The 14,398-nt window shown below is 34.2% G+C and carries 14 protein-coding genes; 12 read left to right on the top strand and 2 right to left on the bottom strand.

Annotated features, from left to right (window positions below):
• The first annotated feature begins 55 nt into the window (after positions 1 to 55).
• The 7 genes from B9N79_RS12230 to B9N79_RS12200 all read left to right on the top strand — a co-directional run bounded on the left by B9N79_RS12230 (position 56) and on the right by B9N79_RS12200 (position 7,873).
• Positions 56 to 1,219, top strand: a complete 1,164-nt coding sequence (locus B9N79_RS12230; RefSeq protein WP_040061338.1) for an iron-containing alcohol dehydrogenase — start codon at positions 56 to 58, stop codon at positions 1,217 to 1,219.
• 357 nt (positions 1,220 to 1,576) lie between these two features.
• Positions 1,577 to 2,680 (top strand): ABC transporter ATP-binding protein, encoded by a 1,104-nt coding sequence (locus B9N79_RS12225; protein ID WP_040061339.1) that lies wholly within the window; start codon positions 1,577 to 1,579, stop codon positions 2,678 to 2,680.
• A 142-nt stretch (positions 2,681 to 2,822) separates the two neighbouring features.
• Positions 2,823 to 3,809, top strand: a complete 987-nt coding sequence (locus B9N79_RS12220; protein WP_019393675.1) for an SIS domain-containing protein — start codon at positions 2,823 to 2,825, stop codon at positions 3,807 to 3,809.
• Positions 3,810 to 3,920: 111 nt separating this feature from the next.
• A complete protein-coding gene (locus tag B9N79_RS12215) occupies positions 3,921 to 5,207 on the top strand; it encodes an ABC transporter substrate-binding protein (protein WP_040061341.1) in 1,287 nt (428 codons plus the stop codon).
• 50 nt (positions 5,208 to 5,257) lie between these two features.
• On the top strand, positions 5,258 to 6,136 hold the full coding sequence (locus B9N79_RS12210; protein ID WP_040061343.1) for a carbohydrate ABC transporter permease: 879 nt from the start codon (positions 5,258 to 5,260) through the stop codon (positions 6,134 to 6,136).
• A 23-nt stretch (positions 6,137 to 6,159) separates the two neighbouring features.
• Positions 6,160 to 7,020, top strand: coding sequence for a carbohydrate ABC transporter permease (locus tag B9N79_RS12205; protein ID WP_372450228.1), 861 nt, complete (start codon positions 6,160 to 6,162; stop codon positions 7,018 to 7,020).
• Between the two features lie 13 nt (positions 7,021 to 7,033).
• Complete coding sequence (locus B9N79_RS12200; RefSeq protein WP_040061346.1) at positions 7,034 to 7,873, top strand: fructoselysine 6-kinase; 840 nt, start codon at positions 7,034 to 7,036, stop codon at positions 7,871 to 7,873.
• A 34-nt stretch (positions 7,874 to 7,907) separates the two neighbouring features.
• Here B9N79_RS12200 and B9N79_RS12195 read toward each other — a convergent pair whose 3' ends face one another.
• Positions 7,908 to 8,645, bottom strand: coding sequence for a GntR family transcriptional regulator (locus B9N79_RS12195; protein WP_040061348.1), 738 nt, complete (start codon positions 8,643 to 8,645; stop codon positions 7,908 to 7,910).
• A 129-nt stretch (positions 8,646 to 8,774) separates the two neighbouring features.
• Between B9N79_RS12195 and B9N79_RS26130 the strand changes: the two genes are divergently transcribed.
• Both B9N79_RS26130 and B9N79_RS12190 read left to right on the top strand, forming a co-directional pair.
• Positions 8,775 to 8,945, top strand: coding sequence for a hypothetical protein (locus tag B9N79_RS26130; RefSeq protein ID WP_156134638.1), 171 nt, complete (start codon positions 8,775 to 8,777; stop codon positions 8,943 to 8,945).
• 584 nt (positions 8,946 to 9,529) lie between these two features.
• Complete coding sequence (locus B9N79_RS12190; RefSeq protein ID WP_139814834.1) at positions 9,530 to 9,904, top strand: hypothetical protein; 375 nt, start codon at positions 9,530 to 9,532, stop codon at positions 9,902 to 9,904.
• A 161-nt stretch (positions 9,905 to 10,065) separates the two neighbouring features.
• Here B9N79_RS12190 and B9N79_RS12185 read toward each other — a convergent pair whose 3' ends face one another.
• A complete protein-coding gene (locus B9N79_RS12185) occupies positions 10,066 to 10,608 on the bottom strand; it encodes a DUF6241 domain-containing protein (RefSeq protein WP_048896814.1) in 543 nt (180 codons plus the stop codon).
• Positions 10,609 to 11,215: 607 nt separating this feature from the next.
• Here B9N79_RS12185 and B9N79_RS12180 point away from each other — a divergent pair.
• The 3 genes from B9N79_RS12180 to B9N79_RS12170 all read left to right on the top strand — a co-directional run bounded on the left by B9N79_RS12180 (position 11,216) and on the right by B9N79_RS12170 (position 14,340).
• Positions 11,216 to 12,121 carry a putative RNA methyltransferase gene (locus B9N79_RS12180; protein WP_231573201.1) on the top strand — a complete coding sequence of 302 codons (906 nt, stop codon included), beginning with the start codon at positions 11,216 to 11,218 and terminating at the stop codon, positions 12,119 to 12,121.
• A gap of 377 nt (positions 12,122 to 12,498) precedes the next feature.
• The gene (locus B9N79_RS12175) at positions 12,499 to 13,695 is read left to right on the top strand and encodes a sensor histidine kinase (RefSeq protein WP_082023782.1); all 1,197 of its coding nucleotides are present in this window, start codon (positions 12,499 to 12,501) and stop codon (positions 13,693 to 13,695) included.
• Entirely contained in the window at positions 13,696 to 14,340 is a 645-nt protein-coding gene (locus B9N79_RS12170; protein WP_040061372.1) for a response regulator transcription factor, read from the top strand. It begins immediately after the preceding gene.
• Positions 14,341 to 14,398: the final 58 nt, after the last annotated feature.

Below are 14,398 nucleotides of genomic sequence, written 5' to 3'. Positions count from 1 at the left end.
TAGAACAGTAGAAATAAAAAGAAAACACTTTGTTTACATAACAGGAGGAATATAAATGAAATCATATAGCTATTTTTGTTCGACGCGAATTGAAATGGGGAATGGAATTTCACGAAAACTACCACAGTTGTTAGAATCTATAGAGATTGGTTCTTCAATTTTGCTTGTAAGCGATCCTGGAGTTATTCAAGCAGGACTTGTTACGCCGATTCAACACGATTTAGAAGCTTATGGCTATCGTGTTTCAATCTTTGATTCTGTCGCCCAAAACCCTCGTTTTGCTCATTGCGTAGAAGGAGCGAGGCAATTTCAAGATTTCACAGCTGATGCCGTTATCGCTATTGGAGGAGGAAGTGCAATGGATACGGCAAAAGCCATTGCATTGTGCGGACAAAATGGGGGAACGCCAACAGATTATGCTGATGGAAAGCGAAATTACAAAAATGTAGCGCCGCTTATTTGCGTTCCAACAACAGCCGGAACAGGATCAGAAGTAACACGATCGTCTGTTATTACAGAAGCAACAACACATCGTAAAATAACGTTAAAACATGAAGTTCTGCGTCCTGTTTTAGCTGTTCTTGACCCAGAATTAACGTTTACGGTTCCTTCTTCAGTAACTGCTGCAACAGGAGTTGATGCTCTTGTTCATGCGATTGAAGGATACACGTGTAAAAAAACAAATCCTATTTCACAAGCGTTAGGGGCGAGTGCAATGAAAAAAATTGTTTCTTCCTTGCCGCTTGTATATGAAGAGGGAAGAAATAAAGAAGCTCGTTTTCACATGTTAGAAGGTAGTTTACTTGCGGGTCTTTGTTTTGGTTCTTCTGATGTAGGAGCTGTGCATTGCTTGGCTGAAGCACTTGGTGGACTTTATGACACCCCGCATGGAGTAGCAAATGCGGTTTTTCTTCCGTACGTCTTAAAATTTAACGCTGAAGAAAATAAAAAAATGCATGCTGAGATTGCGCGCTATATGCTTTTTGCTGAAGATAATGATAAGGATGAAGTAGCAGTCGAAAAGTTGATAGAGGGAATTGAAAATTTCACAAGAAAGCTAGGTATTCCGAAGTTAAAAGATTTACCCTATGTACAAGAAAAAGATTTTGCTCACCTTGTCGAACTCGCTGTACAGAACGGTTCAACAAGTAGCAATGTTCGAAAAATAACGGCACAAGATTATCAGGAAATACTGGAAAGAGCGTATAATCAAATTTAAAAAAGGGAGTCGTTTTTCAAAGCGACTCTTTTTTCACTGAACCTATTTTTGAGAGTAGAAGGTAAAAGAGCATTTTATTTTTTTAAATGATGAATATTTACATTTCTCATAACCTCTCCTATAATAGGTTCATGGAAACGTTTACAAATCGAGATTAAGGAGGTTTTGTCTTAAATTTAAAAAACATATAACACAGTTTGGATATTTTTTGTTATGATACTTTACACAGTTATTTCTCCTTAAGCGATATTTCATTAAGATAGTGAGTAAGTTAGTGAACCTATTTTTAAGGAAAGTAACGAAAAAGTGGGAATGCTTTAAAAGATATCTGAATATTCAGAAGGGTAGTGATTTGATATGGCTGTTTTAGATTTGGAGAAGGTTCAAAAAGTGTATGACAAAAAGAATATTGCCGTACAGGACTTTAATCTTCATATTCAAGACAAAGAGTTCATTGTTTTTGTGGGGCCATCAGGATGCGGCAAATCAACGACTCTTAGAATGATTGCAGGGCTAGAGGAAATTTCAGATGGAGATTTCTACATTAATGGAGAACGAATGAACGATGTTGCTTCAAAAGACAGAGACATTGCCATGGTTTTTCAAAATTATGCTCTTTATCCACATATGACAGTCTATGATAATATGGCTTTTGGATTGAAATTGAAAAAGGTAAAGAAAGAAGAAATTAAGCGACGTGTAAATGAAGCTGCTAAAATTTTAGGATTAGAAACCTATTTAAATCGAAAACCAAAAGCGCTTTCTGGTGGACAACGTCAGCGTGTTGCTTTAGGACGAGCGATTGTGCGGGACGCAAAGGTTTTTCTTATGGATGAACCGCTTTCTAATTTAGATGCAAAACTAAGAGTGCAAATGCGTGCTGAAATTATTAAGCTTCACCAAAGATTGCAAACAACAACAATCTACGTTACACATGACCAAGTTGAAGCAATGACAATGGCTACTCGCTTAGTTGTCATGAAAGATGGAGTAATTCAACAAATAGGAACTCCGCAAGAAATCTATCATCATCCTAAAAACGTATTTGTTGGAAGTTTTATTGGTTCTCCTGCTATGAATTTTTTCAAAGGGATGATTGAAGACAGCTATTTTATTGTCGGAAAAACGAAAATGAGAATTCCACAAAGCAAGTTAGAAATGTTAAAAGCTCGAAAGTATGATAAAAAAGAAGTCATTATAGGTATCCGCCCAGAGCATATTGTTTATAGCGATGTTCAACTTGAAAACACAGCCAAAGTAGCAGCAAAGCTAGAAGTCGTAGAGATGCTTGGAGCAGAGTCTATTTTATATACAGGTGTAGAAGATCAAGCTTTTGTAGCTCGCGTAAATTCTCCAAAAGAATTCACTATTGGAGAGACAATTCACTTTCATTTTCAGTTAGAAAAAGCCAGCTTCTTTGATATTGATACGGAAGAGTGCATTAGTGACTATAAATATTAGTATCAAAGAGCAAAAGCGGATTCAAAAATATTTTTAAATTTTCTGATAAATATATTGACGCTTAAAACATTAAAGATTAATATAACAATATATAACATTACATAATGTTATATATCTTATTAAAAATTAGAGGAGTGAAAGTATGAGTAGAACTGTTGTAAATGTAAAAAGTGATGTGCAAGCGGTGTTAAATGAATTAGAAAACAAAAATATTCGAAACATTTTCTTTGTAGCATGCGGAGGATCTTCAGCAATTATGTATCCAGCAAAATATGTACTAGATCGGGAAGCTACAACCCTTACTTCAGACTTATACAGCTCAAATGAATTCATTCATCGTAACCCTCGACAACTAGGAAAAGAATCTCTCGTCATTTTATGCTCCATGTCTGGCACAACTCCTGAAACAGCAGAAGCAGCAACGTTTGCTAAAAGTAAAGGAGCTTACGCTGTTGCACTAACAAACGAACCAACTTCTCCACTTGCTCAAAATGCAGATAGCGTAATCAAATATGAGTGGGGCAATGATGTTGACGCATTTGAAACAAATCTAGGTGTTCTTTATCAACTAGTTTTCGGTGTTTTATCTGTTGTAGAAAACAACGGAAAGTTCGCTAAAGCTGTTTCTTCTCTAGAAAACTTGCAATCTGTTTATGAAAAAGCACTTCAATATGAGAAAGAAAATGCAAGAAAATATGCTGAAGCTAACAAGGAAGAGCCTGTGATTTATACAATGGCAAGCGGGGCAAACTATGGAGCAGCATACTCTTTCAGTATTTGCATTTTAATGGAAATGCAGTGGATTCACTCACATGCTATTCATGCAGGGGAATACTTCCACGGACCGTTTGAAATTATTGATGAAAATGTGCCATTTATGATTTTACTAGGCTTAGATGAAACTCGTCCACTTGAAGAAAGAGCTCTATCTTTTTCAAAACGATACGGTAAGAAACTTACTGTACTCGATGCAAAAGAATACGACCTTTCAGGTATTGACGAAGAAATGAAAGGCTATATTGCACCGCTTATTCTAAATCGCGTCCTCAGACAGTATGCAGAGGAACTAGCAGAAGCACGCAATCATCCTTTAAGTAAAAGACGCTACATGTGGAAAGTCGAATATTAAGTCTAACATACTGAAAAATCTGTATATTTTACTTACGAGTTATACTATAATGTTTTATAACATTATAGTATAACTTAATAGTATATGATCTTATTGAAGGAGGGATAAGAAATGAAAAAGACAAAGGTTTTGGTACTTCTGCTTTTAAGTTTTGCACTTCTGCTTGGTGGATGTTCTAGTAAAGAAACAACTTCAGAGTCAGAGGATGGAAAGACCGTGTTAACATTCTTTCATAGATGGCCAAAAGAGCCAGAAAAAACATACTTCAATGATGTTGTGAAAGAATTTGAGAAACAACACCCTGACATTAAAATTAAAACAGAAGCTGTTTTAAATGATTCTTACAAAGATAAGATTAAAGTCATGACTGGGACAAACAACCCGCCTGATATTTATTTCTCTTGGAGCGATGAATTTGCTCGCCAATTTGTACGAGGAAATAAAGCTCTAGATTTAACGTCTTACTATGAAAAAGACGCTAAATGGTCTTCTCAACTCGTCCAATCCCAAGTTAAACCGTACACAGTAGATCAAAAAATTTACGGTGTTCCTGTCACAATGGACGGAAAAATGTTTTTCTACAACAAATCAATCTTCGAAAAATTGAATTTACAACCACCCACAACATGGGATGAACTTATCAATGTATTAAAAGTATTAAAAAAGAATGGATATACACCATTACAGTTTGGTAGTCAAGACACGTGGACAATTTCTCACTATGTTGGAACATTAAATCAGCGCATTGTAAAAGAAGACGTGCTTGCAAAAGATTATAAAAATGAGACAGGCAAGTTCACAGATAAAGGCTACATACAGGCTCTCGAAAAGTTTGAAGAACTAACTCCTTATTTTAATAAAAATACAAACTCGATTGATCATGAATATGCAAGACAGCAGTTTTCAAATGGAAAAGCAGCCATGATTTTCGCTGAAACAGCAGAGATTAAGCTTTTTGGACCAATCAAGTTTGAATTAGGCATGTTTAATTTTCCTAAAGTAGAAGATGGAAAAGGAAATCAAACTAACTTAACAGGAGCACCAGAGGGATTTATGATTTCTTCTAAAACAAAGCATCCTAAAGAAGCAATGGAGTTTCTTAAGTTTCTAGCTTCTAAAGATATGGGAGAGAAGCTTGTCAAAGATGTTGGGAAATATAGTGCTGTACAAAATACGGCAAATAGTGAAAATACAACGCCAGAACAGCTTGATGCTGTAGATAACATCTTAAAAGCAGAGGAAATGGCGCCATGGTTTGATATGGCGATTGATAGTCGTATTGCGGATGCGTATTTAACAGGAACACAGCTTATGTTAAACGGTGATAAAACACCGAAGCAAGTAATGAAGGATGTGCAAAAAGCAGCAAATAGCGTGCGTGCGGAGTCTAAAAAGTAAAGGAAGAGTTACTCTTCCTTCCTTTTTTATAAGGGAGTGAAAAAACGAGAATGAAATTAAATCGATTAATACCGTACTTATATCTTCTTCCAGCCTTAGCGTTTTTATTGCTTGTTTATATTCCAATCTTTCAAAATATCTTTGATAGCTTATACGAATGGAGTACCTTTTCTCCTGAAAAAGCATTTGTAGGATTAGATAACTATATTACCCTTTTCAAAGATCCTGTCTTTTATGAGGCTTTAAGAAATAACGTCCTTTATGCTGTAATCTCGATTGTTTTTCAAGTTTTCGGAGGATTAGTTATTGCGGCTATATTAGAAGATAAATTAATTCGTAGATTCTCGCCCCTTTTTAGAACGGTTTATTTCTTACCTGTCGTTGTCTCAATGACTGTTATTGCTTTGCTTTTCACTTTTTTCTATAATCCTGAAGTTGGATTGTTAAATCAGTTTCTTAAAATGATTGGATTAGAAAGTCTAGCAAAACCATGGTTAGGAGATAGTGATACAGCTATTTATGCTGTTATTGCAGTGTCTCAATGGCAGTCTATCGGCTATATTGCCATGCTATACATTGTTGCTATTCAAAAAATTCCGCCTGAGCTATACGAAGCAGCAGAAATTGATGGCGCAAATAAAATTCGTCGTTTCTTTCATATTACAGTGCCCCAAACAAAAGAGATGACATTTGTAGCTGTCATTTTAACTCTTACAGGAGCCTTTACGGTTTTTAATGAGCCTTATATTTTAACAGGAGGAGGACCTGGTACTTCTTCTGAAGTTCTTAGTACGTATCTTTATAAAACGGCTTTTTCTCAAGATATGATGGGCTATGCTTCTGCAATTGCTACGGTTATCTTAATTATTACGCTACTTCTCTCACTCTTTCAAATGAAAGCATTTAAAACAGGGAAGGGGGATGAATGATGGAAGTTCCTAAACAAAGTATGATGACTCCAGAAACGATAAGTGATGTGAAAAGAGTAAAGAGAAAAAAAGGATATAAAAGCGTAACATTCGTCTATACTGGGTTAATTTTCTACTTTCTTATTATTGCTTATCCATTATTATGGATGGTAATGAGCTCTTTTAAAAGTACAGAGGAAATTTTCACAAACAGCTGGTCACTTCCGGAAACATGGTTAGTTGAAAATTACGTAGCTGCATGGGAGAGCGGAATTTCTTCCTATTTTTTAAACAGCGTAATCGTTACAGGCTTGTCTTGCATATTAACGATTTTTGTTAGTGCGCTAGGTGCCTATGGGTTATCACGTTTTGAGTTTAAGGGAAAAACATTTATTCTTGTGATTTGCTTAGGAGGATTAATGCTTTCACCGCAAGTAAGCTTAATTCCTTTATATAACATTATTCAAAAACTAGGGCTTTATAACACACATTGGGCTTTGATCTTGCCTTATGTAGCATATCGTATCCCTCTTACAATTTTGCTTATTAGAGCTTACTTTCTATCCATTCCAAAAGAATTAGAAGAAGCAGCTCGGCTTGATGGTTGTACAAGTATAGGTATTTTATTTAGGATTTTTATTCCAATGAGCGTGCCTATTTTGTTAACAACAACTATTTTAACAGCGTACTACACGTGGAATGAGTTTATGTTTGCAATCATCTTTATTGATGATGATAGCTTACGCACGATTCCAGCTGGATTAATGCAGTTCAGAGATGCCTTGCAAACAGACTGGGGCGTACTGCTAGCAGGCTTAACAATATCAGCAGCACCAATCGTTATTTTGTTTCTATTTATGCAAAAATACTTTATCAGAGGCATTGCTAGTGGAAGTGTCAAATAAAGGAGGACTTACAGTGAAATTAATTGGCATTGGAGATAACGTTGTTGACTATTACAGAGATCAAGGAAAGATTTATCCAGGGGGAAATGCTCTAAATGTAGCGGTTTTCTATAATCGTCTTACAGATGATCCTTGTGCATATATGGGCATTGTCGGAAACGATGAATGTGCTGCACATGTTATGGATTCATTGAAGCAAGAAGGAGTTGATACTAGTAGAGTAAGAAGGGCAATTGGTGAAAATGGAATGGCTTTTGTTGCTCTAGATAAAGATGGAGACCGTGTTTTTGAAGGCTCAAATAAAGGAGGCATTCAATCAAGGCTTGGTCTTATTTTAGATGAGCAAGATATTCATTATATTAGCAAGCACGATCTTCTTCATACAAGTGTATTTAGTCGTTTAGAATACCGTTTACCACAATTGAATAAGGTTATCGATATTTCGTTTGATTTCTCGACAACCTATGAAGACGACTATTTAAAAAGAGTTTGTCCATACATTCATTATGCCTTTTTCTCAGGAAGTGATTTATCTGAAGAAGAGTGTATGGAACTAATGAAAAAAGCTCATTCATTAGGAACAAAAATGGTTTGTATAACACGAGGTGGAGAAGGGGCTCTGCTTTCTACTCATGATAAGATATTTAAACAACCGATTATTCCCACAGAAGTTGTTGATACATTAGGAGCAGGAGATTCTTTTATTGCAGGATTCCTTTCTTCCTATGGGGAAGAGCAAGATGTAGTTAAAGCAATGCAAAAAGGAGCAACTGTTGCTTCCCAAACGTGTCAAAGTTATGGAGCTTTTGGATATGGAAAAGAGTATAATCCAAATTATAAAATGGTTCAATAAAGAAAGACTCTGCCTAGTTTAGCAGAGTCTTTCTTTATTCATTTGACATTGAACTATCAATTGTAAATGTTACGCGATTTGCAGGGTAGTAAAGAAAAGAAGAGTGAATGGGTCTTTTTTGAGCATCATAGGCCACTTTCTCCACTTTAAAGAGAGGTTCTCCTACTTCACAATTTAAATGCTTTGCTTCATCGGCATTAGCAAATACCATATTTAATAACTTTTTGTTATGAACAGGGGTTACGTTATAATGCTTCTTAATGGTTTCATACATTGAAACAGAATTATGAACATATTCATTTAACTTTGGTAGCAATTCTAAAGAGTAATGAGAAATTTCTAAGGTGAGGGGCTGGTCATCGTAAAATAAAATACGCTGTAGCTCAAGAATATCACTTTCAGGAGAAATGGACAAAATATCAGCAATGTTTGCTTTTGCTGCTTTAAGGCCAAAAGACAGCATTTTTGTTTTGGGCGCTTTTCCCATTTCAGACATATATTCCGCATGTCCATTGACAGCGAATAGCTCTCTTTTTGCTTTTGGGTACTGTACAAATGTGCCTTTTCCTTGCTGACGTGTAAGAAGTCCGTCTTCGACTAAATCCAATATAGCTTTCCTGACAGTAATACGGCTTACTCCATATATATCACATAAATCTGTTTCAATCGGTAGTTTCTCTCCTGGTGAGTAAACGCCTTTATTAATATCTTCAGTAAGCGTTTGTTTTAATTGAATATACAAAGGTGTCGAACTATGAGTGTTTAGCTTCATGTTTTCCCTCCTTTTAAACAACTTTGAACTTTGATTATACCATAACGTCATGTGATGTTATAAGACGAATGAAGGTTTAAATCATTTAATTTAAAGTGTGATGTATTTTATAGTGGGGGTCTTGAAGATATGATGGATCATACAGAAGAAAAATATGAAAATCTTGATTTGAAATTTACGAGTACGCGGGCCTATCTGATGAAATTTTACAGAGGAGGAGAGATGGCTGATAAAAAAGTGTATATATCCATTATTATGGTCAGCTATTTGCTTAGCTCACACTTATATGTTTTCAGTTAGCGGGATATGTAAATTTATAGGGCGATAAAAAGTCTTGTTCTAATATGAATGAGCCTTTTTTTCTTTTTCATACTTCCTTTTTAATTTTCCTTATTATTCTCTTAAAAAACGCTCGTAAAAGCATATGTATTTTCAAGGACATTCGTAATTTAATTTTCAACTTAAACAAACATTAAAAGGGCTAGAGTTGTTATAAAAGAGAAAAGTCTTTAAAAGTAAACTTTTATGGACGTGCACTTTATGAACTATCTGTTTGAGTTCACTTTTTATGGAATCACAAGGTAAGTAAAAGTAAGTAATGAAGTAGTTGAAGGAAAATAATGATTTTTTTATGAATAAGTGTACTTACAGGTGGATGTTTGGTGGCTTGACATTTCGGAGAATTATTTATCATCCATTATCTTAGATGAAAAGAAATTCTTTCGGGGAATATGTTAATATAAGGTTGGTACCCTCTTTCGATCTCATCGTATCTAAGATATAATTTTCAAAAGATATTCCCTTAAAGATTGGAGTGTTACCCCATTACCCTAAATCATCAAGAAACGAAAGTTCACAACAGAAAGAAATTCCCTATAATCCTCTTGATAATCATCATACTGTTAGCCTCCTGCTGTGCCTATTATATTTACTGGAGTGGTTATAAGAAAACCACATTTTTAGAATCTTCGTCTCCAAATCAAATCAATAGTGTAAAACTTGTTCAAATTGGAAATAGTCTTTATGCTAGTCCTGAGAAAATAGAAATTTATTTTGAGAACAAGTATTATCATACAGAACGAGTAGAAACCGTAGATATTGCGAATCATTTGGCAAGTAATGTGAAGGAAATGTATGAAATCACGTGGAAAAACGACGAACAAATTCAAATTAAGATGAATTATGAACGAATCACTAAAACATTAGATTACGATTTTAAGGATCAAGAGAGCAAAATGAAATTTGATTATCATTACTAAATAGGATATAAGGTGGAAAGAACATTCTATAGTATTATTTGTACACAATGGAGTTGTAAAAGTGAATCTTAATAAAAGAGCAAACCCGTTGGTAAACGACAGGTTTGCTCTTTTTTAATGCTAATAATATAGTTTATATAAACTATATTATTGAGCCTTTTTTACCTTAAAAAATTTTGCTGAATAAATTCAGTTTCTTCTGTTACAGTCAGGCGTCCATAAGCTTTTCCCACGCCTCCACCTTCACGATTCCAAAAGTAGTTATGTTCCTCAATAATATGTTCATAATTACCGTTCTTCCAATGATTAGCCATTTTTAAAAGCTCTTGACTATTAGATGGTTGAACGTTGTTAATTAACTCAATAACTTCGTCTATAGATTCTGGAGTCATTCTTACGGCTCCCGTTTTTCTTTCAGCTCTTACTTTCTGGTGAGTCATCTTATGCATAATGCTCTCAATGTCTGTTCCTGTAGGATTTTCAGGAACTTCAAATGCTTTCTCTTGTTCATGAGTCTTTTTATTAGTGTTTTCATCTGCAACTTGAGAGTTTTCTGGATTCTCCTGTTTAGTCGTTTCAATAGATTTTGAGTCTTCATTCTGTGCTTCTTGCTCACTAGGATTGTACATTAATTTAAGAACAAAAAATCCGACTACAATAAGTGCTAATAAAGTGAGGGACGTAATTTTTAAAAGTTTCTTCATCTTTTTCTCCTTTATAACTAAAACTTTATATATTAAACAATTTCACAATAATATCACATATGTTCCTAAATTGGTAATAAACTACAAGTTATATTAGAATTTTTGTTTATTTTTATCTATATACTTCACATTAAAAGGAAATATCCGTAAAAGTACACTTTTAAGGTCGTTCACTTTGCGAATTATATGGTTATATTTCCTTTTTGTAGAATTGGGAGGTAATTAATGGATAGGGGAGTTATGCTCGTTCATATTGGGGAAAAGATCCAAATCGTTTTTTATTAAACAGGTTTGCGATTTTTTTCTGCCTGGAGCATGTTTTATGTAAACTAAAAATGAATAGCGTATATATTACTGAACTCTCAGGTATATGTTAATAATTATTTGCTATTACTACGACAAATTGTTAATATGTCTATTGGGGTAAATCCCATTCTTAAATTTCAAAGGAGTTCTTTACTATGATTATTCAATTCATGCGCTATAGATAATGAGAGGTATAGACTACTTTTACAACCGACTCATATTTTTTTAAAAAATATGCTGTGGGTTTATTTGTCTATGCCTTTTTCATTTATCTATAAAACGAATGAATGAGGTGTCTTCTTTGACTGGAAAGAATAAAAAAAGAAAGAATGTACAATATGTAGGCCATTTTGAACACATTTTCAAATGTCCTATTTGTGATTCACCTATGGAAGTTTTTGAATTTAAAAGTTTAATTTGTTCACATAATCATACCTTTGATTTTGCTAAACATGGGTATCTCAACTTGATGAATCATCCAATAAAAACAAAATATAATAAAGAACTTTTTGAAGCTCGAAAAAAACTTATGGTAGATGACAAATTTTTTGAACCCCTAAGTCAAACCATTGTTCATGCTATAAATAAAGAGATCGATGTAAAAAAAGAAAACCTATCTATACTTGATATGGGATGTGGTGAAGGTTCTCATTTATCTACTGTCTGTAATATACTGAGCTCTTATAAGGATAAGGATGTTATAGGGGTAGGTATTGATATCTCTAAAGAGGGTATCTTAGTAGCTTCTCGAAGTTATAGCCATAAGGTTTGGGTGGTTGCTGATCTTGCAAATACACCTTTTAAAGATAAACAGTTTAATGTTATCCTCAATATTTTGTCTCCTTCAAATTATGGGGAATTCAACCGACTGTTAAAAGATGACGGAGTAATCATTAAGGTTGTTCCTCAAAAGGGATATTTAAAAGAATTAAGAGAAGCCTTTTTTAATGAAGCTGAAAAGCAATCTTATTCTAATAAAGAAACAGTTGAACGATTTAAAGAAAGTTTCAATTTGCTAGGTCGTTTAAGCTTGGATTATAAAGTGATATTAAATAAACCTTCTATACAATCGTTGCTGAGAATGACGCCTTTGACATGGGCTGTGAAGAAAGACAAAATGAACTCGTTTATGGAGAAGGATGTTTACCATATAACCGTTGATTTAGAAGTATTGATTGGTACAAAGAAAATGAAAAAATTGAAATAATAGCAGAGGAGAGTTTTTACTACAAAAGCTCTCCTCTATTTATTTCCGATAAAATCTATTATGTTAACTTCATTTTTTGCATTAAAAATTTGAAATTTCCTTTTGCTTTTATGCATACTTATTTAAAATCATATAGTGACTATTAGGCCATATGGTTATATTTTTAAAGTTCTCAATTAAAATAAGCATTTATATAAACAGAAATTAAGTTCCCATTGTTTAATAAAAAAGTGGAAAACGTATAATTAAAAGGTCCAGTGTGGCAAGCTTTCTTTCTTGAATATGAGGGGCAACACACAAGAAATTTTGTTTGCCCATAAGGGCATATATAAGCAGAGAATTTATATTATGTTTAATACTAAAGGAAGTGAGTAGTTATGAACAGTCCATCTTACGATAAAACACCGAATGAGAAAGAATATAACAACATGATTGCTGCGAGATTACCTGGACTAATATGGATAGTAATAGCTTATACTGTATCTTTAATATTAAAAATTAAAACCGTGCCTGCAATCGAGCAATATGTAATTTTTACAATACTCATCTTACTCTTTACAACTATCTATTGTTATTCTAATTTATTTTTACCAGGGAGATTTTGGATGTATTTTGTCTTGCAGTCATTCATCGTATATATCAGTGCTTTTTTCACACAAGATATTCCTGTAATAATCATTACTCTTTATCCCTTATTAGTTGGCCAAGCAATAGGAACCACAGGACGCAAAAAAAACTATCTATTTTTGATGATTCTTGTTTTATTCACGATAAATACATTAGTTATGGTCCCTCTTGAAATCATTGATACATTTTTGCTTATTACACTACCTACCATGGTGATTATTGTGTCTTATGCGGTCATATTCTTTAACCAGGTTAATGCTAGAATACGGACACAGTATATGTTAGAAGAAGTTGAATTGGCTCACCAACAAGTTGAACGGCTCACGCTACATAACGAGCGTCAAAGGATGGCAAGGGATTTACATGACACATTAGCACAAGGGATGGCTGGACTAAAAATGCAATTAGAAGCAACGAATGTCTACCTCACTAAGGGAAATGATCAAAGAGCAAAAGAAATTATCGTGCAATCTATGAAGAGAGTGAGTGAATTATTAGCTGATGCTCGATTAACGATTGATAATTTACGCCTGAATACTAAAGAAAAGTACGACTTCCAACAATCTATTATAGAGGAAGTACAGCATTTTACTGTTGCAACCGGACTAGAATGTCATTTTGAATTCAGGGTGATGCAACAGCTTTCCAGTACGATATCAGAACACTGTTTACGTGTTATAAGCGAATGTTTATCAAACATAGCACGTCATGCAAAAGCCACAAATATTTGGATAAGGATTGAAGAAAAGGAAAAGGTTCTTTTCATTTCAGTGAAAGATGATGGGATCGGTTTTAATACTGATATGAAAATAAACAAGGATGGTCATTATGGCTTGTTAGGTATTCGAGAAAGAGTACGTATTATAGGAGGAAAAGTAGACATTGATAGTAAGAAGGATAAAGGAACAAATGTACAAATTAACATCCCACTGCAAGGAGCTGAGTAAATGCAACATAGAATATTAATTGTAGATGATCACCTTGTAGTGAGAGAGGGTCTTAAACTACTTATTGAAACAAGTGATAAATATGTAATTGTAGGGGAAGCCGAAAATGGGAGAATGGCTATTGATCTAGTAGAAAAACTAAAGCCAGATGTCATTTTAATGGACTTGTATATGCCAGTAATGAGTGGATTAGAAGCCATTAAGGAAATAAGAAGAACAAATCCTGAAATCCCTATTGTTATCCTTACTACTTATAACGAGGATCAATTGATGATGGAAGGAATTGAAGCAGGAGCGAAGGGGTATTTATTAAAGGATACAGGTATAGATACTTTATTTGAATCCATCGATTCAGCCATTAGGGGAGAGACTTTGCTACAACCTGAAATCACAGAGCGAATTCAAAACTATAAGACAAAACTTCGAAAAGAGCAAAGTAAAGCTAAGATAATGTTAACACCAAGAGAAATGACCATTTTACAAGCTGTTGCACATGGTTCTACAAGTAGAGAAATTGCTTATGACATAGGGATTGCAGAGAGAACAGTAAAGTCTAAATTAACCAGTATCTATAATAAATTAGGAGTTGATTCAAGAACTGAAGCTGTAGCTGTAGCCATTCAATCCGGTATCATTCATTTATAAAGTGAACGCGGACTCGCAAAGAAAAAAGAAGAGATGATTCATCTCTTCTTTTTGTGAC

The organism is Priestia filamentosa, assembly GCF_900177535.1.
GTDB classification, from domain to species: Bacteria; Bacillota; Bacilli; order Bacillales; family Bacillaceae_H; genus Bacillus_I; species Bacillus_I filamentosa.
Note: the sequence above shows the minus strand (reverse complement) of the source record. Positions and strands in the feature narration are given on the sequence as shown.

What these genes read in the sequence shown, in the direction of transcription:
- B9N79_RS12175 (WP_082023782.1), top strand. Translation starts at nt 12,499, where the DNA reads ATGAACAGTCCATCTTACGATAAAACACCGAATGAGAAAGAATATAAC.
- B9N79_RS12210 (WP_040061343.1), top strand. Translation starts at nt 5,258, where the DNA reads ATGAAATTAAATCGATTAATACCGTACTTATATCTTCTTCCAGCCTTA.
- B9N79_RS12185 (WP_048896814.1), bottom strand. Translation starts at nt 10,608, where the DNA reads ATGAAGAAACTTTTAAAAATTACGTCCCTCACTTTATTAGCACTTATT.
- B9N79_RS12225 (WP_040061339.1), top strand. Translation starts at nt 1,577, where the DNA reads ATGGCTGTTTTAGATTTGGAGAAGGTTCAAAAAGTGTATGACAAAAAG.
- B9N79_RS12170 (WP_040061372.1), top strand. Translation starts at nt 13,696, where the DNA reads ATGCAACATAGAATATTAATTGTAGATGATCACCTTGTAGTGAGAGAG.
- B9N79_RS12220 (WP_019393675.1), top strand. Translation starts at nt 2,823, where the DNA reads ATGAGTAGAACTGTTGTAAATGTAAAAAGTGATGTGCAAGCGGTGTTA.
- B9N79_RS12215 (WP_040061341.1), top strand. Translation starts at nt 3,921, where the DNA reads ATGAAAAAGACAAAGGTTTTGGTACTTCTGCTTTTAAGTTTTGCACTT.
- B9N79_RS12205 (WP_372450228.1), top strand. Translation starts at nt 6,160, where the DNA reads ATGACTCCAGAAACGATAAGTGATGTGAAAAGAGTAAAGAGAAAAAAA.
- B9N79_RS26130 (WP_156134638.1), top strand. Translation starts at nt 8,775, where the DNA reads ATGATGGATCATACAGAAGAAAAATATGAAAATCTTGATTTGAAATTT.
- B9N79_RS12195 (WP_040061348.1), bottom strand. Translation starts at nt 8,645, where the DNA reads ATGAAGCTAAACACTCATAGTTCGACACCTTTGTATATTCAATTAAAA.
- B9N79_RS12230 (WP_040061338.1), top strand. Translation starts at nt 56, where the DNA reads ATGAAATCATATAGCTATTTTTGTTCGACGCGAATTGAAATGGGGAAT.